The sequence below is a fragment of the Bariatricus sp. HCP28S3_A7 genome, assembly GCF_052066375.1.
GTDB lineage: Bacteria > Bacillota > Clostridia > Lachnospirales > Lachnospiraceae > Allocoprococcus.
Map to the genome: position 1 here is coordinate 182,574 of NZ_JBQHSG010000001.1, position 23,113 is coordinate 205,686.

Consider the following 23,113-nt stretch of genomic DNA (forward strand, 5'->3'; position numbering starts at 1 on the left):
TACTTTTTGAAATAAATGTTGTATAGTGGTGAAATATAAAATGTAACCAGAAAAAGTAACATGATTTCAGAAAGGGCAGGATATATGAGTAGTCAAAAAATGAATATGCAGGATGGTTTGTACAGCCCGGATTTTGAGCATGACAACTGCGGAATTGGAGCAGTTGTGAATATCAAGGGAAGGAAAAGCTATGAGACAGTCGCCAATGCGCTGAAGATAGTTGAAAACCTAGAACATAGAGCTGGCAAGGATGCCGAAGGGAAGACCGGAGACGGAGTTGGAATTCTGTTACAGATTTCACATAAGTTTTTCTCCAAGGTCTGTGAACCCCTCGGCATCTTTTTAGGTTCTGAGAGAGATTATGGTGTAGGTATGTTTTTCTTCCCTCAGGATGAACTGAAGAGAAACCAGGCAAAGAATATTTTTGAAGTCATTGCAAGAAGAGAAGGCCTGAAGTTTCTTGGATGGAGAGAGGTCCCGATTCATCAGGAAATTCTCGGGAAAAAGGCAGTTGAGTGTATGCCGTGCATTATGCAGGGGTTCATTGAGCGCCCGGAGAAGATTGAGAAAGGTCTGGACTTTGACCGCCGTCTGTATGTGGTAAGGCGTGTGTTTGAGCAGAGCAGTGATGATACATATGTGGCATCCCTTTCCAGCAGGACGATCGTCTACAAAGGAATGTTCCTGGTCAAACAGCTGCGGCGATTCTTTGAAGATCTTCAGGATCCGGATTATGAATCTGCGATCGCGGTGGTACATTCCCGTTTCAGTACCAATACGAATCCGAGCTGGGAGCGGGCACATCCGAACCGATTCATAGTGCATAACGGAGAGATCAACACGATACGTGGAAATGCAGATAAGATGCGCGCCAGAGAAGAAAATATGGAATCTGAATACCTCAAAGGAGAGCTCTATAAGGTTCTTCCTGCGATCAATATTGCGGGATCAGATTCTGCCATGTTAGATAACGCTTTGGAGTTCATGGTAATGAGCGGGATGCCTCTCCCGCTTGCGGTTATGATCTCGATTCCGGAGCCATGGGCGAACAACCGAACGATGTCTCAGAAAAAGAAGGATTTTTATCAATATTATGCGACGATGATGGAACCTTGGGACGGACCTGCATCGATCCTTTTCTCCGATGGAGACTGTATGGGTGCGGTTTTGGATAGAAATGGACTTAGACCATCCCGATACTATATCACCGATGATGATACGCTGATCCTTTCTTCTGAAGTTGGCGTGCTGGATATCCCGCCGGAGAAGATCGTAGTCAAGGAGCGAATCCATCCTGGTAAAATGCTACTTGTAGATACGGTTCAGGGTAAAGTGATCGATGACGATGAACTGAAAGAAGGATATGCAGCATCACAGCCTTATGGTGAATGGCTTGACAATAATCTTGTTTGTCTGAAAGATCTGAAGATTCCAAATCTGAAGGTTCCGGAATATACGAAAGAAGAATGCCAGAAGCTTCAGAAAGCATTTGGATATTCTTATGAAGAAGTAAATTCTTCTGTGCTGAATATGGCGAAAAACGGAAGTGAAAGTATCGGTGCAATGGGAATTGATGCACCACTGGCAGTCCTCTCCGAGAAACATCAGTCCTTGTTTGGATATTTTAAACAGATTTTTGCACAGGTAACCAATCCGCCGATTGATGCGATCCGCGAAAAAGTAGTGACATCAACCAGCGTCTATGTCGGCAGGGACGGGAACCTTCTGGAAGAGAAGGAAGAAAACTGTCATGTCCTGAAGATCAATGATCCGATCCTCACAAATACGGATCTTCTGAAAATTAAAAATATGAAAGTGGAAGGCTTTAAAGTGGTGGAAATCTCGACCACGTATTTTAAAAATTCCAGCCTGGAAAAAGCGATTGATTATTTGTTTATCCAGGTGGATCGTGCAATCCGTGACGGCGCGAATATCCTGATCTTAAGTGATCGTGGTGTAGATGAATACCATATTGCTATGCCTTCACTTTTGGCTACTTCCGCAGTGCATCAGCATCTGGTGCGTACTAAGAAGCGTACGAGTGTTGCTGTAATCATGGAAACCGGTGAGCCGAGAGAGGTACATCATTTTGCAACCCTGCTGGGTTATGGAGCCTCTGCAATCAATCCGTATCTTGCCCATGAATCGATCCGCCAGCTGATTGACGAAGGAATGCTTCAGAAAGATTATTATGCTGCGGTAAATGATTATAATGAGGCAGTGATCAGCGGTATTATCAAGATTGCGTCTAAGATGGGAATCTCTACGATCCAGTCTTACCAGGGATCTATGATCTTTGAGGCAATCGGTCTGAAGTCGCAGTTCATTGATAAATATTTTACCGGAACTGTCAGCCGTGTGGGCGGTATCGGAATTGAAGAAATCGCGCAGGATTATATGGCAAGACACTTTGCTGCATTTGATCCATTGGGGCTGGATGTAGATCTGACTCTGAACAGTGTAGGACAGCATAAATCCAAGAGCGGAGGGGAGAAGCATCTGTATAATCCACGCACGATTCATATGCTGCAGCAGTCCACAAAACGTGGAGACTATCAGATGTTCAAGCAGTATACAGAAATGGTAGACGAAGAGTCACGTGGTATCACCTTACGTGGACAGATGGATTTTAATTTCCCAAAGAAAGGAGTTCCGCTGGAAGAAGTAGAAAGTGTGGATGAAATCGTGAAGCGCTTTAAGACCGGTGCGATGTCCTATGGATCCATTTCCAAAGAAGCACATGAGACGCTGGCACTTGCTATGAACGCTCTTCATGGTAAATCAAACAGTGGAGAAGGCGGAGAAGATATCGAACGTCTGGACAGCGATAAATGTTCTGCAATCAAGCAGGTCGCAAGTGGAAGGTTCGGTGTAACTTCCCGTTATCTGGTCAGCGCCAAAGAAATTCAGATCAAGATGGCACAGGGGGCAAAACCTGGAGAAGGCGGACATCTTCCGGGTGGAAAAGTATATCCGTGGATTGCCAAAACCAGGCATTCTACACCGGGAGTGGGACTGATCTCACCGCCGCCGCATCATGATATATATTCCATCGAGGATCTGGCACAGCTTATTTATGACTGTAAAAATGCCAATAAGGATGCGAGAATTTCTGTAAAACTGGTATCCGAAGCAGGGGTAGGTACGGTCGCTGCCGGCGTTGCAAAAGCGGGAGCAGGGCTGATCCTGATTTCCGGATATGACGGAGGAACCGGAGCGGCGCCGAGAAGTTCCATCCATAATGCAGGACTTCCGTGGGAACTGGGACTCGCAGAAACACATCAGACCCTGATCCAGAACGGTCTTCGTGAACGTGTACGGATTGAGACAGACGGAAAATTAATGAGCGGGCGTGATGTGGCGATCGCAGCACTTCTTGGTGCTGAAGAATTCGGATTTGCAACGGCACCGCTGGTAACAATGGGATGCGTTATGATGAGAGTATGTAACCTGGATACCTGTCCGGTCGGCATTGCAACCCAGAATCCGGAGTTGCGGAAACGATTCGCAGGAAAGCCGGAGTATGTGATCAATTTCATGCGTTTCATCGCGGAAGAGCTTCGGGAATACATGGCAAAACTGGGAGTGCGTAAAGTAGATGAACTGGTAGGACGCACCGATCTCCTGAAAGTAAGAGACGTTCCCACTTCTGCGCGTGCGGCTACGCTGGATCTGTCAAGGATCCTTTACAATCCATACGCGAAAGAAAAAAGCGGCATGATCTTCAATCCGAAGAAAAAGTACGACTTTGAACTGGAAAAGACGATGGATATGAAGGTGCTTGTAAAAGAACTTCTGCCGTCTCTGGAAAAGAAGGAAAAGAGAACCCTGGAACTTGAAGTGTCCAATGTAAACCGTACCTTTGGAACCATTTTTGGCTCAGAGATCACCAGACGTTATCCGGAGGGACTCCCGGAAGACAGTTATGTAATCAAGTGTCACGGAGCCGGCGGACAGTCATTTGGCGCATTTATACCGTCAGGGCTGACGCTTCAGTTGACTGGTGACAGTAATGATTATTTTGGAAAAGGGCTGTCCGGAGGTAAACTGATCGTTTATCCACCGAAGGAAGCGAAGTTCAAGGCAAATGAGAATATTATAATAGGTAACGTTGCACTTTATGGTGCCACCAGTGGAAAAGCATTTATAAACGGACTTGCGGGAGAACGTTTCTGCGTAAGAAATTCCGGTGCAACTGCAGTGGTAGAAGGTGTCGGTGATCATGGATGTGAATACATGACCGGCGGACGTGTGGTGATTCTTGGACAGACCGGAAAGAATTTTGCGGCCGGCATGAGCGGTGGTGTGGCATATGTATTGGATGAAAACAGTGACCTTTACACCAAAGTAAATAAAGAGATGGTAAATATTGAGCATATTACCTCGAAAGCAGATGTTTCTGAACTCAAGGAAATGATCGAGGAGCATGTGGCAAATACAAATTCGGAAATGGGAAGAAAGATTCTGGAGCATTTTAAAGAATATCTTCCGAAATTTAAGAAAGTCATTCCACATGATTATGAAAAGATGCTGACTATGATTCTCCAGATGGAAGAAAAAGGATTCAGCAGTGAACAGGCAAAAATTGAAGCATTTTATGCGATTAAAAATGGAAGATAGGGGGCGAAAACAGTGGGAAAAGCAACAGGATTTATGGATTATGAGAGATGCGACCAGAAATGTGAGTCGCCGATGAGCAGAATCAAACATTTTTGTGAGTTCCACACGCCTCTGTCTAAGGAGGAACAGGAAATTCAGGGAGCAAGATGCATGTCATGCGGCGTTCCTTTCTGCCAGTCAGGGCAGATGATCATGGGGATGGCAAGTGGATGTCCGCTTCATAATCTGGTGCCGGAATGGAATGATCTGATCTATCACGGGAACTGGGAGAAAGCATATTATCGATTGGTGAAAACCAATAATTTCCCGGAATTTACATCCAGAGTGTGTCCGGCACTTTGTGAGGCGGCATGTACCTGCGGCCTTCATGGAGATGCAGTAACTACGAAAGCAAATGAATATGGAATCATTGAAAATGCCTATGAAAAGGGATACGCAAAAGCGCGCCCGCCGAAAGTACGTACCGGGAAAAAGGTGGCTGTGATCGGTTCGGGGCCTTCCGGACTTGCGGTTGCGGATCAGCTGAACCGTCGCGGTCATACCGTTACCGTATTTGAAAGAGAAGATAAAATAGGCGGTTTGCTTCGTTATGGAATTCCGAATATGAAACTGGAAAAGCAGGTGATTGATCGAAAGGTCGCAGTGATGGAAGAGGAAGGCGTCATTTTCAAAACGGGATGCGATGTGGGAAAAACAGTGAAAGCATCTGAGATTTTGAAAAATTATGACCGCATTGTACTTGCCTGTGGAGCTTCAAATCCAAGAGATATCAAAGTGCCGGGAAGAGATGCAAAAGGAATTTATTTTGCTGTAGATTTCCTGAAATCCACAACGAAATGCCTGTGGAATCATGGTATGAAGCTGAAAGAGGGAGAATACATTTCTGCAAAGGGAAAGAAAGTTATGGTCATTGGCGGCGGGGATACCGGAAATGACTGTGTTGGTACTGCTGTGCGCCATGGCGCCAAATCCGTGCTTCAGGTCGAGATGATGCCGAAACTCCCGGATGAGAGAGCGGAGAGTAATCCGTGGCCGGAGTGGCCGAGAATCTGCAAGACGGATTACGGTCAGGAGGAGGCTGCAGCTGTCTGGGGAAATGATCCGAGAATCTATCAGACAACAGTCAAAGAATTTATTAAAGATAAAAACGGAAATCTTTGTAAAGCTGTTCTTGTAAAGCTGGAAAGCAAAAAAGATGAAAAGACCGGGCGGATGATGATGGCGGAGGTCGCAGGAAGTGAATACACGGTTGAAGTAGATCTTGTCCTGATCGCGGCAGGATTTCTGGGGAGCCAGGATTACGTAACCAAAGCATTTGGCGTCGAAGTCAATGAAAGAACGAATGTCAAGACTGAGCCGGGAGAATACAAAACGAATGTGAAAAATGTATTTACAGCTGGAGATATGCATCGCGGGCAGTCTCTGGTTGTCTGGGCAATCCGGGAAGGCCGCGAAGCGGCCTGCCAGGTGGATCTGGATCTGATGCGATATACGAATCTTTATGTACAATAAAATAGGAGAGAGACTTGAGTAAAAACAGGTCTCTCTTTTTCTTTATATAAATGCTTTATAAAAATGTTACATAAATGTTAAAAAATATTGCAAATCTTTGAGAGCTGCTATATAATAGTTTTGATTAAAAGAATAATTAAGGAAGTTTTAAGAAACTGAGATACTCTGATACGAAAAGCCTTGAAAATATGTGTCGTTTAGTGTATGCTTAATTCGTATGGGGTATAAATTTTAGATTTTAATAGAATAAGGTGGGTAACAATATGAAGAATAAATTTTTTCGTACACTCGTAGCATCGCTTGTTGTGAGTTCTTGTATTGTAACAACCGTGGGCGCTGCTCCGGATGCGGATACGATTAAGGAACAGAGAGATTCGGTACAGAGTCAGGTCAATTCTCTTCAGAGCCAGTTGACTGAAGTGCTTACAGAGATTAATGATCTGGAACGCCAGCTGATTGCAACCGGAGAACAGATCACACAGGCGACCGAAGATCTGGCGGAAGCTGAGGAAAAAGAGAAAGAACAGTATGAGGCCATGAAGCTTCGTATCAAGTATATGTACGAAGAAGGCAATAATACAGTGCTGGAGAAGATATTTACTTCCGGAAGCATCGGTGAGATGCTGAGTCAGGCTGAGTATATTCAGAATGTACATAAATATGACAGAGATCAGCTCAATGAATATGTTGAGACAAAAGAAAAGATTGCTGATTTGAAGGAACAGCTTGAAGAAGAGCAGAAGGAGCTCGAGGCGACACAGGAAGAATTTACGGCTAAGAAGGAATCCTTGAATGCGACTCTGGAAGAGAAGAAAGAAGAGGTTGCAGATCTCGATGCGCAATTCCAGGCGGCAGTAGAAGCTGCGGCTAAGGAAGCAGAAGAAAAGGCACGCAAAGAACGTGAGGCGGCGGAAGCAGCAGCTGCTGCTGAGAAGAATAACAGCAACAAGAATAACAGTAATAATAATACGAACAATAATAATAGTAACAATAATAGTAACAATAATAGTAACAATAATACTTCGAAGCCGAGTACCCCGTCGAACAATGGCGGAAGCAGCAGTACAAGCGGAGGCGGAACGGGCGATACCAGTGTGGCACAGGTAATCGTGAACGCGGCATACAGCCAGCTTGGAACGCCGTATGTGTGGGGCGGGACAAGCCCGGGTGTCGGCCTTGACTGTTCCGGACTTACCCAGTATTGCCACAGAGTAGCTGGAATCTCGATTCCAAGAGTATCAGGTGATCAGGGGGCAGGCGGCAAAGCGGTTTCCAGCCCGCTGCCGGGTGATATTGTATGTTATTCCGGACATGTTGGAATCTACATCGGTAACGGTCAGATGATTCATGCACCGGAACCGGGAGACGTAGTAAAAATCCAGAGTGTATACGGAAATCCATGGTACAGAAGATACTGGTAAAAAAACATTGAGAAAAAAGAGTCGGAATCCTGGCAGAACTATCTGTCAGGATTTTTAGTTACCATGCATATGAGAAAAAGCAGTTGTAATAATTCATGTAGAAAGGAAAATCGTCAGATGAGAGTAATAACAGCGAAGAGTGCCGGCTTCTGTTTTGGGGTAAAGCGGGCAGTGGAAACAGTATATAAACAGCTTGAACTGGAAACAGAAAAGCAGATATATACATATGGTCCGATTATCCATAATGAAGAAGTTGTGAAGGATTTGGAAGAACGCGGGGTAAAAGTAATACGAAGTGAGGAAGAACTGGAAAAACTGACAGAGGGTCTTGTAATCATACGATCACATGGTGTTCCCAAAAGAATTTGTGACATGCTGGAGAAGAGGGGAGTTTCATATGTGGATGCCACCTGTCCGTTTGTCAAAAGGATTCATAAAATTGTATCAGAAGAAAGTGAAAGAGGAAGCTATATTGTGATTGTCGGAGATCCAGAGCATCCGGAAGTGCAGGGAATCCGCGGATGGGCTAAGGATAATGTAAGCGTGATTCAGAATGCGGAGGAAGCACAAAAATTTTCGCTGAATTCTTGTGGGAATGCGATACCATGTAGACAGAAAGTCTGTGTAGTGGCACAAACGACATTTAATTACAATAAATTCAAAGATTTAGTTGAAATTATTTCAGAAAAGGGTTATGATATAAGTGTTTTAAATACGATTTGCAATGCTACGAAGGAGCGTCAGACAGAAGCCAGGAGCATTGCGGAAGAGGTGGATGCTATGATTGTAATTGGTGACAAGCATAGTTCCAATACCCAAAAGCTATTTGAAATATGCAAAAAAGCATGTAACAATACGTACTATATACAGACACTTGGCGATTTGGATACGAATCAATTAAGGTCCGTGGAAACAGTAGGTATTACAGCAGGGGCATCCACGCCCAACAATATAATTGAGGAGGTTCAAAATAATGTCAGAATTAACTTTTGAACAAATGTTAGAAGAATCATTTAAAACAATTCATAATGGAGAGGTTGTAGATGGCACTGTAATCGATGTGAAACCGGACGAGATTATTCTGAATATCGGATACAAGGCCGACGGTATCATCACCAGAAGTGAATACACGAATGAGTCAGGATTAGACCTTACAACAGTTGTATCTGTTGGAGACACAATGACTGTAAAAGTGCTGAAAGTAAATGATGGAGAAGGACAGGTTCTTCTTACATACAAGAGACTTGCAGCTGAGAAGGGCAATGAAAGATTAAAAGAAGCATTCGAGAACAAAGAAGTTCTGAAAGCAACCGTTACACAGATCCTTGGCGGCGGATTAAGTGTTGTTGTAGATGAAGCAAGAGTATTTATTCCTGCAAGTCTTGTGTCAGATACTTATGAGAAAGATTTATCAAAGTATCAGGATCAGGAGATTGAGTTTGTGATCAGCGAGTTCAATCCGAGAAGAAATCGTATCATCGGTGATAGAAGACAATTGCTCGTAGCAGAGAAGGCTGAGAAGCAGAAAGAGCTCTTTGCAAAGCTGAAAGTTGGCGATACGGTTGAGGGTACTGTTAAAAACGTGACAGACTTCGGCGCATTTATCGATCTCGGCGGAGTGGACGGACTGCTTCATATTTCTGAAATGTCATGGGGAAGAGTTGAGAATCCGAAGAAAGTATTTACAGTAGGTGAGACTCTGAAAGTACTTGTGAAAGATATTCGCGATACAAAGATCGCACTCAGCCTGAAGTTCCCGGAGACCAATCCGTGGGCAAACGCAGCAGAAGATTATGCTGTAGGCAAAGAAGTGACAGGAAAAGTGGCAAGAATGACTGATTTCGGTGCATTTGTAGAGCTGGCACCTGGTGTAGATGCATTACTTCACGTATCTCAGATTTCCAGAGCACATGTTGAGAAGCCGTCTGATGTTCTTTCTGTTGGTCAGGAGATTACAGCTAAGGTTGTAGATTTGAATGAAGCTGAGAAGAAGATCAGCCTTAGCATGAAAGCACTGGAGAATGCAGAAGTGCAGGCAGCGGAAGCACCGGTTGAAGAATAGAATTTTAGAAAATTCAAGTGAATATGATGGGATTTTTATACAAAAAGAGACTGGAAACAGTCTCTTTTTGCGTCTATAAAATGTTAAAAAAACATCAAGATGTTTCTCAAAATGTACAATAAATTTGTGCATTTTACTGGAATTGTTCTTGAGTTTTCGGTATAGTTAGAGCAAGTCAACAAGGAGAAATAAGGAAAGAAGGAAATTGATTATGGGACTTTTGACATTTAAAGGCGGAGTTCATCCGAATGACGGCAAAAGCCTTGCAAAGGACAAGGAAATTGTAGAACTGTTGCCGAAAGGCGATCTTGTGTATCCGCTTTCCCAGCACATCGGGGCGCCGGCAAGCCCGATTGTCAAAAAAGGCGATCATGTCCTGAAAGGGCAGATGATTGCCGAAGCGGGTGGATTTGTATCTGCGCCGATTTATGCGTCCGTGTCGGGAACTGTAAAAGCAATTGAGCCGCATGTGAACCCGACCGGTGCAAAAGTGAATTGCATTGTAATTGAAAATGATGGTCAGTATGAAGAGGTGGAATATCCTCCGGTAAAACCACTTTCAGAACTGACAAAAGAAGAGATTCTGAATATGATTGCGAATGCCGGTATTGTAGGTATGGGTGGGGCCGGATTCCCGACCCGTGTGAAGCTCTCACCGAAAGAACCGGACAAGATCGATTACATCATAGCGAACTGTGCAGAATGTGAACCGTATATCACGGCAGACTACAGAAGGATGATGGAGACTCCGGAACTTCTGGTAGAAGGCATGAAAGTTATTCTCAAGTTGTTTGACAATGCAAAAGGTATTTTTGGTGTGGAAGATAACAAACCGGATTGTATCGCAAAACTCAAAGAACTGGTTAAAGACGAACCGCGTATGGAAGTAAAGACATTGATGACAAAATATCCGCAGGGTGCAGAGCGTCAGCTGATCTATGCAACCACTGGACGCGCCATCAACTCTACGATGCTCCCGGCCGACGCAGGATGTGTGGTGGACAATGTAGAAACTGTCATCAGTATTTACAACGCGGTTGTGAAGGGAATCCCGTCTATGGAGCGTGTTGTGACCGTGAGTGGTGACGGCGTTGCAAATCCGGGTAATTATAAAGTCCTTTTTGGTACCAATCAGAGAGAATTGGTAGAAGCAGCAGGCGGATTGAAGGAAGGATGCGAAAAGGTGATTTCCGGCGGACCGATGATGGGATTTGCCATGTATACGCTTGACACACCGATTACGAAAACATCGTCTTCTATTCTCTGTCTTTCCAAAGACGAAGTATCTGCAAGTACGGCGACCGCATGTATCAACTGTGGAAGATGTGTGGAGGCCTGCCCAAGCCGAATCATACCGTCCAGACTTGCGGATCTTGCAGAACGTCATGATGAAGCAGGATTTGTCAAGATGAACGGACTGGAATGTGTGGAATGTGGTTCATGCAGTTATGTCTGTCCGGCAAAGCGCCATCTGAAGCAGGCAATCGGCTCCATGAGAAAGACTGCACTTGCAAATAAAAAGAAAAAATAGAACAGTACAGAGAGGAAGAGGTGAACAAAAGTGAGTGAACAATTGAAAATTTCATCTTCACCACATATTCGTTCCAAAGCGACGACCAGTAATATTATGATGTGGGTTGCAATCGCACTTCTGCCGGCGACCGCCTTTGGAATTTATAATTTCCGTGACACACATGAATGGCTTGTTGTGATCGTGACGACAGCAGCAGCAGTACTTACGGAATATATTTATGAGAAACTAATGCACAAACCGATCACGATCAAAGATTTCAGTGCAGTTGTCACAGGACTTCTGCTTGCACTGAACCTTCCGCCGACAGCACCACTTTGGATGGGAGTTCTCGGAAGCGTATTTGCAATCCTGGTCGTAAAGCAGCTGTTTGGAGGACTGGGACAGAACTTTATGAACCCGGCACTTGCTGCAAGATGTTTCCTGCTGATTTCTTTTACCGGCAGAATGACATCCTTTACATATGACGGGATTTCAGGTGCCACACCGCTTGCGGCTATCCGCGCAAATGTGGAAGCAGGCAACAGTGCACTGGCAGGAGTGAACAGCATGGATATGCTCCTTGGAAAGATCGGAGGAACGATCGGTGAGACTTCTGTGATCGCAATTATGATTGGCGCGATTATTCTGATTCTTATGGGAATTATCGATCTTCGTATTCCGGGAACTTATATCGTGACATTTGCATTATTCATTGGAATTTTCGGCGGATTTGTTGATGGAATCGGATTTTTCAACATTCCTTACATGACAGCACAGCTCTGCGGCGGCGGTCTGATGCTTGGAGCGTGGTTCATGGCAACCGATTACGTGACATCGCCGATTACGAAGAAGGGACAGATCGTATATGGAATCATTCTTGGTGTTCTGACCGGAATCTTCCGTTTGTTCGGAGGGTCCGCAGAGGGCGTATCCTACGCGATCATCTTCAGTAACCTTTTGGTTCCGCTGATTGAAAGAGTTACTCTTCCAAAACCATTCGGTAAAGGAGGAGAAAAATAATGAATAAAATATTAAAAAATACATTGATCCTTACCGCGATTACCGTGATTGCCGGTACGGCTCTCGGACTGGTATATGAAATAACAAAAGATCCGATTGCAAAGGCAGAAGCTGATGCAAAGCAGGAAGCCTGCCAGACGGTTTTCCCGGAAGCAGATACATTTGAAGAAGTGGAAGTTGATTCGGATGCGGCGGCGAAGGCGGTAGAAAGCATGGGAACCAATGCAACGGTCGATGAAGTGTATGTGGCAAAAATGGGCGGTGATGAAGCAGGATATGTGATCACTACAACAGATAAAGACGGATACGGTGGAAATATTCAGATTTCTGTTGGAATCATGAATGACGGAACCGTGAACGGTATCTCCATTCTGTCGATCGGTGAGACGGCAGGTCTCGGTATGCGTGCGACAGAGCCGGAATTCTATAATCAGTATGCAGAGAAGAAGACAGACAAGTTCTATGTTGCCAAGGATGGCGGAGAGAATGAGCCGATTGATGCACTCAGTGGTGCAACGATCACCAGCCGTGCCGTGACCGGAGCAGTCAACACAGCACTTGGTTATTTTCAGAATGCGTTAGGAGGTAGTGGAAATGAATAGTTGTACCGAAAGATTATATAATGGTTTAATTAAAGAAAATCCGACCTTCGTCATGATGCTTGGTATGTGTCCGACACTTGCGGTAACGACTTCTGCGATCAACGGTATCGGAATGGGACTTTCCACTACGGTTGTACTGGTACTCTCGAACATGCTGATTTCCATGCTCCGAAAAGTAATTCCGGATTCAGTCAGAATGCCTGCATTTATCGTAATTGTGGCATCATTTGTAACAATGGTGCAGTTCCTTCTGCAGGGCTTTGTTCCTTCACTGTATGATTCGCTTGGAATCTATATCCCGCTGATCGTAGTAAACTGTATCATTCTGGGACGTGCAGAAAGTTATGCTTCCAAGAATCCGGTACTTCCGTCTATCTTTGACGGTATCGGAATGGGACTTGGATTTACATTTGGTCTTACCTGTATCGCAATCGTGCGTGAACTGATCGGATCCGGAAAAATCTTCGGAATCCAGATCATGCCGAGTTTCTATGAGCCGGTCACCATCTTTATTCTTGCACCTGGTGCATTCCTGGTACTTGCGTTCCTTGTTGCAGCACGCAGCAAGATCATGAAGAAGATGGCAGCAAAAGGCAAAGAAGTTCCGAAAGCACAGAGATGTGCAGAAGGCGGATGTGCGTCATGCGGCGGCTGTGAAGGAAAAGTTTTCCCGACAGGCCAGGAAAAAGAATAGGAGGAATACGAGATGAAAGAATTACTTATTATTGCGATTGGTTCAGCACTTGTAAATAACGTAGTCCTCAGCCAGTTCCTGGGAATCTGTCCGTTCCTCGGAGTTTCCAAGAAGATCGAGACAGCTGCAGGTATGGGAGGAGCCGTTATCTTCGTTATTACGATTGCATCATTTATCACCAGTTTGATTTACCGTTTTATCTTGATGCCGACAGGGTTCGAATACCTTCAGACGATTGTATTTATCCTTGTCATCGCAGCACTGGTACAGTTTGTAGAAATGTTCCTGAAGAAAACGATGCCTCCGCTTTACAATGCACTTGGTGTGTATCTTCCGCTGATCACAACAAACTGTGCAGTACTTGGAGTTGCACTCACGAACGTACAGAAGGAATATACCATTCTGGAAGGTGTGGTAAATGGTTTTGCAACAGCACTTGGATTCACGATCGCCATCGTCATCATGGCCGGTGTTCGTGAGAAAATCGAATACAATGATATCAGCGAGTCTTTCCAGGGAACACCGATCGTACTGCTTACGGCAGCACTTATGTCCATCGCGTTCTTTGGATTCTCCGGAATCATATAGGAGGACCGGATTATGAGTATAACAGGAATTTTAGTTGCTGCACTCATCGTGGGCGGCACCGGCCTTTTCATCGGTGTCTTCCTCGGAGCTGCAGGTAAAAAATTTGCGGTAGAAGTTGATGAAACAGAACAGGCAATTCTGGAAGCACTGCCGGGCAATAACTGTGGCGGATGTGGATACGCGGGATGTTCAGGACTTGCGGCAGCCATTACGAAAGGTGAGGCACCACATAACCGCTGTCCGGTCGGAGGAGCTCCGGTAGCAGAAAAGATTGCCGCAATTCTCGGAACCGACGCAGGAGAAACGGTCCGTCAGACTGCATTTGTCAAATGTGCCGGAACCTGCGGCAAGGCAAAACAGGCCTATGACTATACAGGAATCGAGGACTGTGTCATGGCAAGCCAGATGCAGAACGGAGGTCCGAAAGGATGCAGCTTCGGATGCCTTGGATTTGGAAACTGTGTAAAAGCCTGCCAGTTTGATGCGATTCATGTGGTGGACGGTATTGCAGTGGTTGATTCGGAGAAATGTAAAGCCTGCGGAAGCTGCGTTGGCGCCTGTCCGAAACGCCTGATTGAGATCGTGCCATACGAACAGAAACATCTGGTTCAGTGCAGCTCCAAAGATAAAGGAAAAGATGTCATGAGCGTATGCTCTGTCGGATGTATCGGATGTAAGATGTGCGAGAAGGTCTGTGAATTCCAGGCAGTGACTGTGACAGGCAATATCGCTCACATTGACCCGGAAAAATGTACAAACTGCGGAAAATGTGCGGAAAAATGTCCGAAGAAGATTATTAAATAATATGAAGCATCAAATAAAAAAAGCAGCGAAGGTGATGGGAGAAGGACTCCTGCTCGTGTGGCAGGATGTCCGGAACCTGTGGCCTGTGCTGCTTGTTCTGGTATTGTATTTCCTTCTTGGAAAGTTTGTGCTTCACAGTCTCTGCCCCAGTGTGATCCTGACCGGATTTCCTTGCCCGGGCTGCGGCATGACGAGAGCGATGCTGTCAATCCTGAGAAGAGATTTCGCATCCGCATGGAGATTTCATCCGTTTTCCTACGTGCTTCTTATGTGGGCTGCGGCATTTGGAATACGAAGATACATCCTCCAGAAGGATGTCAAGATCCTGATGAAATGTCTGATCGTGATTCTGATCGGGATGCTGGTGTTTTATGTGTATCGGATGGTACGGTATTTTCCGGGAGAACCTCCGATGAGTTACGATGAGAGCAGCCGGCTGTATCGGTTATACAGACTTTGGAAAGGGAATGTATAAGCGTACATTTCCAGTGAAAGAGAAATGTGAAAGGTATGTGAAGAATGTTGTTTTTTAATATTTGCTGTGGTATTATGATACCAGTTTAAGTAGATGAATGACAGGAGGAATATACCATGGATAACGAGTTGGAGAACAAGGTATCGCAGGAAGAGAGCGTTTTAGATACACAGCCGGACTTGCAGCCGGAAGGGGCAGGTACTCCGGCGGAACTGACGGAGGCTGATGGAAGCTGTACTGTAGGAGCAGAAGAAGCACAAGTGAGCGAAGAACGACAGCTGTGCGAAGAAGCACAAGTGAGCGAAGAACCACAGATTACGGAAGACACATCGGTAACTGTACCACAGCAGGAGAAGCCTGTTTTGGAACAGACGGAGGTTAAACCGGATGAAGAGCCGGTTTACACGGATCCGAATGCGGACACAGTACATAAGCAGCAGACAGCGGGACATTATTCTTATGGAGATCCGAATATGGGATATTATGGAAATGCACAGCAGACAGGAGCGACGGGCAGTCAGTCGAACGGTGCGTCAGATCCCAATATGAATCAGAGCCAGAATGGTCAGAATTATAACACAAATTCTAATCAGGCACAGAAGATAAACTATAATCAGAATTACAACTTCCATCCTGGTCGTCAGACGAATGAAGCACCGCTTTCTATGGGCGAGTGGCTGCTTACTTTGCTGATCGGTGCAGTACCGTGCTTTGGAATCATCATTTACTGTATCTGGGCATTTGAGAAGAACGGCAATGTGAATCGTAGAAATTACTGCCGTGCATATCTGATTATGACTCTGATTGCTTTTGCAATTGTCATGATATTTGTTTTTGTTGCGATAATCGGAGCATTGCTTAGCTTCTAATTGAATAATAATTTTTATTGAAAAGGCCAGTCCGAGTGGGGAGTGGTCTTTTTCTTATTCTTAGAGGTTCCAAGTCTTGCCTGCCTGACGAGCACTATTTTTATAAACGAAAAAAGTTTGTATTTCTCCTGCAATTTCGTTCAATAAGAAACAGACAAAGTATTTGGAGAATAAACTTTAGAAAATCTTTAGCATTTTGTGCCGTGTTCTTTAAGAAGTCTCATCTATCCTATACGTAGAGCAAAAGAAAAACGTGTTTGCTTTACGGAGGTGAAAAAAGTGTATAATATGAAAGTGTGACCTGGTACATTAGGTGCACGCAATGAATGGAAGAGATGAGGGAAAAGAACATGGAAATGAATCATGTATTAATAGTAGAAGATGACAAAGAAATCCGGGAAGGTGTTGAGATTTATCTGAAAAACCAGGGGTATGAGGTATTCCAGGCCGCGGACGGTGTTGAAGGTCTTAAGATGATAGAAAGAGAAGAAATTCATCTTGCGATCGTAGATGTGATGATGCCGAGAATGGATGGGATCACAATGACAATGAAGCTTCGTGAGAAACATGATTTCCCAGTGATCATGCTGTCAGCCAAATCGGAAGAAGTGGATAAGATCATGGGACTGAACATCGGAGCAGATGATTATGTTACGAAACCATTTACACCGATGGAGCTTTTAGCCCGGGTAAATTCACAGCTTCGGCGCTACCGGAGATTTGCAGAAAAATTAAACAAACAGAACGAAGGGAAGAATATACATGTCGTCGGTGGTCTTGAACTGAATGAGGACACTGTGGAAGTAACCGTAGACGGAGAACCGGTCAAACTGACACCGATCGAATATAAGATTCTTTTACTATTAATGAAGAATCCCGGAAGAGTATTTTCTTCCGAAGAGATTTATGAAAGAGTCTGGAATGAACGGGCGATCAATACGGATACGATCATGGTGCATGTGCGGAATATCCGTGAGAAGATTGAGAGCTGCCCGAAAGAACCAAAATATTTGAAGGTGGTGTGGGGCGTTGGATACAAAATTGAAAAACAGGCATAAACTTGCGATCGTGCTTATTGTTGCTGCACTTGCAGTTGTAAGCATCATTATGGTAGAGAATTATGGGAAATTCTACCGCGCTATGGAAGAAAGGCAGGAACTGGAGCAGGATTATTATCAGGATAAAGAAGAACTGATAAAGGAGATGCTCATGAGCAGTTATGTGCTCTATTATGCACAAGGCAAAGGGGACGATGCCTATGGATATCTTCCCAGGTCTGAATATACTGGGGTTTATCAGGTGTTTGAAGGGCTGGCTCCTTATGTGAATTATCAGATGGAAATAGCAAAAGAGACTACGACAGAAGATTCTGCTTCAAAGGATTCTGCTGCAGAGGATACCAATGCAGATGATTCCAAAGCAACATCCGCTGAAACAGAGAACACAACCATTATTACGGATACGGAAGAAAACGATATTTTGAGAAAATGGGATCAATACGCATTTGGAGTTGCTTTTGGATATGATGAAAACGGAACGCCTTATTATCTTGACTGCATTGGGGACAGAGAAGAAGAGACAGAAAAAAGCATTCGCAGAATCATCGGCGAACTGACGGACTATCCGTTTTGTGACCCGATATTGGATAATGAACTTCCGGGAGCACCGGTTCATTCTGTATTCTACTTTGGAATGACGCAGGAAAATCTTGACTGCTATCTGGTGTCTCAGATCTATGTCAACGAGAGTGCACCGGATATCGAAGTATACACTTTCTTCGCTCTTGCCATGCTGATGATCCTTCTTGCCATGCTTCTGCCTCGCTTTAAGACGCTTCATACCGGGGAAGAACGCATATTCCACGCACCATTTGAAGCGGTTCTGATTATTGGATGCTGTACCGTGGCGTGGATTTTGGAACACTGCGGATGGCTGGTGGCACGTAATACGGGAAGAGGATACTACCCGGAAGATTTTCTGATCTGGATGGCAGTGTTTGCTGTTGCATACTGGATCGGAGGATGCACAAGGCAGATCTACACACTTGGTATCAAGGGGTACCTAGCACAACGGGTACTATGTGTAAAGCTTTGGGAAAAATCCGGGCTTCGTTTGAAAAGTATTTATGAATGGATCAAAGAAAAACTTCATCGGTTATACCACTCCTTTTATGATATCGATCTGAAAGAGAAGAATACCAAAGTGATCCTGAAGATCGTTGCGGTTAATTTTTGTATCCTTCTGATCTGTTGCATGATGTGGGTGTTCGGTATCTTTGCACTTTTAATCTATTCGCTCATTTTATTCTTTATCCTGCGGAAATGTTTTGATGATATCCGTACGAAATATGCGCTTCTGTTGGAAGCTACAGGAGAGATCGCAAAGGGCAATCTGGATGTGGAGATCAAGGAAGATCTGGGGATTTTCAGTCCGTTCCGCGAAGAGATACAGAAGATACAGAGTGGCTTCAAAAAAGCGGTCAAAGAAGAGGTGAAGAGCCAGCGTATGAAGACAGAGCTGATTACGAATGTGTCTCATGATCTGAAAACACCGCTCACGGCGATCATTACCTATGTGGATCTTTTGAAGGAAGAGACGGACGAAGAAAAGCGGAAATCCTATATCGATGTGCTGGATCAGAAATCCATGCGCCTGAAAGTACTGATCGAGGATCTGTTTGAGATCAGTAAAGCGAACAGCGACAATATTTCTCTGAATCTGGTTCAGGTCGATATTGTGAATCTGTTTAAACAGGTGGAACTGGAGCTGGATGAAAAAATCAAAGCGGCTGATCTGACACTGCGCACGGATTTTCCGGAAGAGAAAGTGAACATTCTGCTGGACAGTCAGAAGACTTACCGGATTTTTGAGAATCTGCTGGTCAATGTGGCAAAATATGCGCTTGGGGGCACCCGCGTTTATGTAGAGATCCGAAAAGAAGAGAAGGAGGCTGTGATCCGGATCAAAAATATTTCTGCTACGGAGCTGAATTTCAATCCGGATGAGATCACAGACCGTTTCGTACGTGGGGATGTTTCCAGAAATACGGAAGGCTCCGGTCTGGGGCTTGCCATCGTGAAAAGTTTTGTGGAACTCCAGAAGGGAACCTTCGTCATAGAGACCGAAGCAGATCTCTTCAAGGCAGAGATCCGCTGGCCGCTTGTTCTAAATTAATAATTGCAGCCGAAGTGCACTGTTTCAGGTTTATTTCTTATATCCGCTGGAATAGTGCATTTCGTAGTCTGAGGTTATGAATACCGCTTCGGCAGCAGGTGTATCTTCGATCAGCTTCATACCTGCTTTTAGACCGAGTGCAAAACAGGTCGTGCTCAGTGCATCTGCTTCGGCGGAAGAGTCACAGATGATCGTAACGCCCAGAAGGTTATTTTCATACGGATAGCCGGTGACCGGATTCAGAATGTGATGGTACTGGACCCCGTCCTGTTCAAAATACCTCTGGTAAATGCCGGAAGTGACGGCGGATTTATCTTTCAGTTTTACGGAAGAAATCGTGACGCCGGTCTCTTCAAACGGCTTCTGGATCCCGATATTGAAACTGGTTCCGTCCGGTTTCCCGCCGAGTGCAAGTACATTTCCGCCGAGACTGATCAGCGCGTGTTTGACTCCCTGTCCCTTGAGATATTCCTTGAGGCGGTCGGCGATGTAGCCTTTTGCGATGCCGCCAAGGTCTACGCCGGATTTGACATCGGCAAGGCGGACGGTGTTTCCTTCTATCTTGACGTTCTGATAGCCGATATGATTCTTTGCTTCCGCAATGGCGCTGTCTGACGGGACAGAAGGAGAATCACTGCGGAATCCCCAGGCATCGATCAGCGGCGCGATGGTAATATCGAATTTACCCTCCGTGAGCTGACTGTATTTCAGCCCGATCTCGATCGCCTCAATGGTTTCGCGGGAAAGCTCCACCGGCTGGCCTCCTGCATGATTCAGCTTGTATATCTCACTTTCTTCATTTGTCGGGCTGAAGAGAAGTTCGTATTTCTTACATAACTGCATACACTCGTCTAATATGTGGTCCGCATTTTTATCGTAGACCGTGATGGTGATCACTGTGTCAAAGAAGGTGGAAGTCCTGGAAGCAGGTTCATTTGAAATGCTGGAGCATCCGTTGACAAGGAGTATCGTAATGAGGAGCAGAATCCCCGGTAATTTCCATTTTTTCATAATTCCCTCCGAAGTGTTATAATAGTATCATTATAAGGTGACTGCAGAGAAAAATCAATCGAACGTTTGGTTGCACTCGGGGATATGTTGTGCTAGAATAAACGGAAGAGAGGTGGAGTCATGGAGAATAAGAAGAATTTGAGAAAGAACGACTTGCTCTTATTGCTAATCGTGGTAGTTGTTGCAGCAGCGATCTGTGCGCTGAGATTCTGGCTCGGGGACAAGCATCCGGGGTATGTGACTGTGCGGATAGACGGTGAGGTCGTGGCATCCTATGATCTGTCGGAAGATCAGGAAGTGGAATTGAACGGAGGAACGAATACGATGCGGATCGAGGACGGTACGGTGAAGATGATTCAGGCCGACTGCCCGGATAAGCTCTGTATGAAGCAGAAAGCGATTTCTAAGAATCGGGAAAATATTATCTGCCTTCCGAATAATATCGTGCTCCAGATCGCAAATCAGGATGAATCGGAGCTGGATGCGGTTACGAATTAGGAGGCGGCAAATTGAGAACAAAAGTGGCATATTTCGGAGTGTTCACTGCACTGGCGCTGATCTTCAGTTATGTGGAAAGTCTGATCCCTTTTCACATCGGAATTCCCGGAGTGAAGCTCGGACTGGCGAATTTGATTGTTGTGGTGGCTCTTTATAAGATGGGGACAGAGGAAGCATATGCACTGTCTGTTGCCCGAATCGTACTGTCCGGCTTCCTTTTTGCAAATCTTTTCAGTATCATTTACAGTCTGGCGGGAGGGATGCTCAGCCTTACGGTCATGGTTTTTCTGAAGAAGAAAGGCTGGTTCAGTGTATATGGTGTCAGCCTGGCGGGAGGAGTCATGCACAATGTGGGGCAGCTTCTGATCGCCATGCTGATCGTTGAGACATTCAGTGTTTCCTATTATCTTCCGGTGCTTCTGGTTGCGGGAGCAATCACCGGACTTGTGATAGGAATCCTGGCAGAGGCCATGCTGAAGAGGCTTGCGGGATTGGACATGGGAAGCAGGAAGGAGCAGAAGAGATGATTTCATATATTCGAGGAGAACTGGTCTATATCAGCGAAGATAAAGCAGTGGTTGATGTTGGAGGGGTGGGCTATGGCATTTTTATGCCGGCAAAGTCGTTGAGTCAGCTCCCGCCTACGGGGAAAGAAGTGAAGATTCATACATATCTGAATGTGAAGGAGGATGCGATGCAGCTCTACGGCTTCCTCACCCGGGATGCGCTGGAAGTATTCCGGCTTGTGATTGGGGTGAGTGGAATCGGGCCGAAGGGCGGACTCGGGATCCTCTCACAGCTGACGCCCGATGAACTGCGGTTTGCGGTGATGGCGAACGATGTGAAGGCCATATCGGCAGCCCCCGGTATCGGGAAGAAGACGGCAGAGAAGTTGATCCTGGAACTGAAAGACAAGCTGAGTATTGAAGATGTGCTGACGCATCAGATGGAGGGAGAAGGAACTGTTCAGAACGCTTCTTCCTGCGGACAGGAAGTACAGTCTGATGCGGTGCAGGCGCTGACCGCGCTTGGATACGGAGGCACGGAAGCACTCCGCGCGGTGCGTCAGGTAGAGACGGATGAGAATACAACGGTAGAAGAACTGCTGAAAAAAGCACTGAAGTTTTTGATGTAAGGGGCGGCATATGGCGAAGAGAATTATTACAACCGAGAATCTGGAAGAAGACAAGAAGATAGAGAATCATTTAAGGCCTCAGCTATTGAAGGATTATATCGGCCAGGAGAAGGCAAAGGAGACTCTGAAGATCTACATTGAAGCGGCGAAGTCCAGGGGGGAATCCCTGGATCATGTACTGTTTTACGGGCCTCCGGGACTGGGAAAGACGACACTTGCCGGTATCATTGCGAATGAGATGGGAGTCAATATGAAGATCACCTCGGGCCCGGCTATCGAGAAGCCGGGAGAGATGGCGGCAATCCTGAATAATCTCCAGGAAGGGGATGTGCTTTTTGTAGATGAGATCCACAGGCTGAACCGGCAGGTGGAGGAAGTGCTGTATCCTGCCATGGAGGACTACGCGATTGATATTATGATCGGGAAGGGGGCGTCCGCTCGCTCCATACGGCTTGACCTTCCGAAGTTTACACTGGTTGGAGCGACCACGCGTGCCGGAATGCTTACCGCACCTCTTCGCGATCGTTTCGGAGTGGTCAACCGTCTGGAATTCTATACGGAACAGGAACTGCAGACGATCATCATGCGTTCCGCGAACGTACTGGATGTGGAAATTGACAAAAAAGGAGCACTTGAGCTGGCAAGGCGTTCCAGAGGGACTCCGCGTCTTGCCAACCGCTTATTGAAGCGGGTAAGGGATTTCGCCCAGGTGAAATATGACGGGGTGATTACGGAAGAAGTAGCTTCTTACGCACTGGATCTTCTGGGAGTGGATCGTCAGGGACTGGATCATGTGGACCGGAATATTCTGCTGACGATGATCGAGAAATTTCAGGGAGGTCCGGTGGGACTTGATACGCTCGCCGCTTCGATCGGAGAGGATGCAGGAACGATTGAAGATGTTTATGAACCGTATCTTCTTAAAAATGGTCTGATTCAGAGAACACCGCGGGGAAGGGTCGTCACGGAGCTGGCATACCATCATCTGGGGCTGGAATAGACCTTAAAAACCAATGATTCGTTGAAATTTAGATAAAAAAATTGAAAAACAGTTGGTTTTTGTCTAAATATAGTATATAATGAAATGAGGAATTGAGCGGGTAAGGAGGTTCTTT

General features: G+C 45.5%; 20 protein-coding genes. 19 read left to right on the forward strand and 1 reads right to left on the reverse strand.

Annotation, left to right across the window (positions count from 1 at the left end; genetic code table 11):
* Positions 1-84: 84 nt before the first annotated feature.
* The 15 genes from gltB (at position 85) to ACTNA4_RS00980 (ending at position 19,354) form a co-directional block, all read left to right on the forward strand.
* The gene (gene gltB / locus ACTNA4_RS00910; protein ID WP_441028158.1) at positions 85-4,620 is read left to right on the forward strand and encodes a glutamate synthase large subunit; all 4,536 of its coding nucleotides are present in this window, start codon (positions 85-87) and stop codon (positions 4,618-4,620) included.
* 12 nt (positions 4,621-4,632) lie between these two features.
* Entirely contained in the window at positions 4,633-6,132 is a 1,500-nt protein-coding gene (locus ACTNA4_RS00915; RefSeq protein ID WP_441015958.1) for a glutamate synthase subunit beta, read from the forward strand.
* Positions 6,133-6,395: 263 nt separating this feature from the next.
* Complete coding sequence (locus ACTNA4_RS00920) at positions 6,396-7,553, forward strand: NlpC/P60 family protein (protein ID WP_441015961.1); 1,158 nt, start codon at positions 6,396-6,398, stop codon at positions 7,551-7,553.
* 117 nt (positions 7,554-7,670) lie between these two features.
* Positions 7,671-8,546, forward strand: coding sequence for a 4-hydroxy-3-methylbut-2-enyl diphosphate reductase (gene ispH / locus ACTNA4_RS00925; RefSeq protein WP_427806374.1), 876 nt, complete (start codon positions 7,671-7,673; stop codon positions 8,544-8,546).
* Positions 8,527-9,615, forward strand: coding sequence for a 30S ribosomal protein S1 (gene rpsA / locus ACTNA4_RS00930; protein WP_427819218.1), 1,089 nt, complete (start codon positions 8,527-8,529; stop codon positions 9,613-9,615). Before ispH ends, rpsA begins: the two co-directional genes overlap by 20 nt.
* Positions 9,616-9,826: 211 nt before the next feature.
* The gene (rsxC, locus tag ACTNA4_RS00935) at positions 9,827-11,146 is read left to right on the forward strand and encodes an electron transport complex subunit RsxC (protein ID WP_427806372.1); all 1,320 of its coding nucleotides are present in this window, start codon (positions 9,827-9,829) and stop codon (positions 11,144-11,146) included.
* A 30-nt stretch (positions 11,147-11,176) separates the two neighbouring features.
* Positions 11,177-12,148 (forward strand): RnfABCDGE type electron transport complex subunit D, encoded by a 972-nt coding sequence (locus ACTNA4_RS00940; protein ID WP_427819219.1) that lies wholly within the window; start codon positions 11,177-11,179, stop codon positions 12,146-12,148.
* Complete coding sequence (locus ACTNA4_RS00945) at positions 12,148-12,750, forward strand: RnfABCDGE type electron transport complex subunit G (RefSeq protein WP_427806370.1); 603 nt, start codon at positions 12,148-12,150, stop codon at positions 12,748-12,750. The genes ACTNA4_RS00940 and ACTNA4_RS00945 overlap by 1 nt, the downstream gene beginning before the upstream one ends.
* Positions 12,743-13,444, forward strand: coding sequence for an electron transport complex subunit RsxE (rsxE, locus tag ACTNA4_RS00950; RefSeq protein WP_427806369.1), 702 nt, complete (start codon positions 12,743-12,745; stop codon positions 13,442-13,444). Before ACTNA4_RS00945 ends, rsxE begins: the two co-directional genes overlap by 8 nt.
* Before the next feature lie 12 nt (positions 13,445-13,456).
* A complete protein-coding gene (rsxA, locus tag ACTNA4_RS00955; protein ID WP_427806368.1) occupies positions 13,457-14,032 on the forward strand; it encodes an electron transport complex subunit RsxA in 576 nt (191 codons plus the stop codon).
* Positions 14,033-14,044: 12 nt separating this feature from the next.
* Positions 14,045-14,836 carry an RnfABCDGE type electron transport complex subunit B gene (locus ACTNA4_RS00960; RefSeq protein ID WP_441028161.1) on the forward strand — a complete coding sequence of 264 codons (792 nt, stop codon included), beginning with the start codon at positions 14,045-14,047 and terminating at the stop codon, positions 14,834-14,836.
* A 1-nt stretch (position 14,837) separates the two neighbouring features.
* Entirely contained in the window at positions 14,838-15,311 is a 474-nt protein-coding gene (locus tag ACTNA4_RS00965) for a DUF2752 domain-containing protein (protein WP_441028163.1), read from the forward strand.
* A 116-nt stretch (positions 15,312-15,427) separates the two neighbouring features.
* Positions 15,428-16,180, forward strand: a complete 753-nt coding sequence (locus tag ACTNA4_RS00970) for a hypothetical protein (RefSeq protein ID WP_441028165.1) — start codon at positions 15,428-15,430, stop codon at positions 16,178-16,180.
* 350 nt (positions 16,181-16,530) lie between these two features.
* Positions 16,531-17,238 (forward strand): response regulator transcription factor, encoded by a 708-nt coding sequence (locus ACTNA4_RS00975; protein WP_427806483.1) that lies wholly within the window; start codon positions 16,531-16,533, stop codon positions 17,236-17,238.
* Complete coding sequence (locus ACTNA4_RS00980) at positions 17,210-19,354, forward strand: sensor histidine kinase (RefSeq protein WP_441028167.1); 2,145 nt, start codon at positions 17,210-17,212, stop codon at positions 19,352-19,354. The genes ACTNA4_RS00975 and ACTNA4_RS00980 overlap by 29 nt, the downstream gene beginning before the upstream one ends.
* Positions 19,355-19,384: 30 nt before the next feature.
* On the opposite strand, the gene ACTNA4_RS00985 is transcribed toward ACTNA4_RS00980, so the two are convergent.
* The gene (locus ACTNA4_RS00985) at positions 19,385-20,365 is read right to left on the reverse strand and encodes an FAD:protein FMN transferase (RefSeq protein WP_441028169.1); all 981 of its coding nucleotides are present in this window, start codon (positions 20,363-20,365) and stop codon (positions 19,385-19,387) included.
* Between the two features lie 120 nt (positions 20,366-20,485).
* On the opposite strand from ACTNA4_RS00985, the gene ACTNA4_RS00990 reads away from it, so the two are divergent.
* The 4 genes from ACTNA4_RS00990 to ruvB are packed head-to-tail and all read left to right on the forward strand — an operon-like array spanning position 20,486 to position 22,998.
* Positions 20,486-20,863, forward strand: coding sequence for a NusG domain II-containing protein (locus tag ACTNA4_RS00990; protein ID WP_427806362.1), 378 nt, complete (start codon positions 20,486-20,488; stop codon positions 20,861-20,863).
* Positions 20,864-20,874: 11 nt separating this feature from the next.
* Entirely contained in the window at positions 20,875-21,390 is a 516-nt protein-coding gene (locus ACTNA4_RS00995; RefSeq protein ID WP_427806361.1) for a Gx transporter family protein, read from the forward strand.
* Entirely contained in the window at positions 21,387-21,998 is a 612-nt protein-coding gene (ruvA, locus tag ACTNA4_RS01000) for a Holliday junction branch migration protein RuvA (RefSeq protein ID WP_441015973.1), read from the forward strand. Before ACTNA4_RS00995 ends, ruvA begins: the two co-directional genes overlap by 4 nt.
* A gap of 10 nt (positions 21,999-22,008) precedes the next feature.
* Positions 22,009-22,998, forward strand: a complete 990-nt coding sequence (gene ruvB / locus ACTNA4_RS01005; RefSeq protein WP_427806359.1) for a Holliday junction branch migration DNA helicase RuvB — start codon at positions 22,009-22,011, stop codon at positions 22,996-22,998.
* The last annotated feature ends 115 nt before the right edge of the window (positions 22,999-23,113 follow it).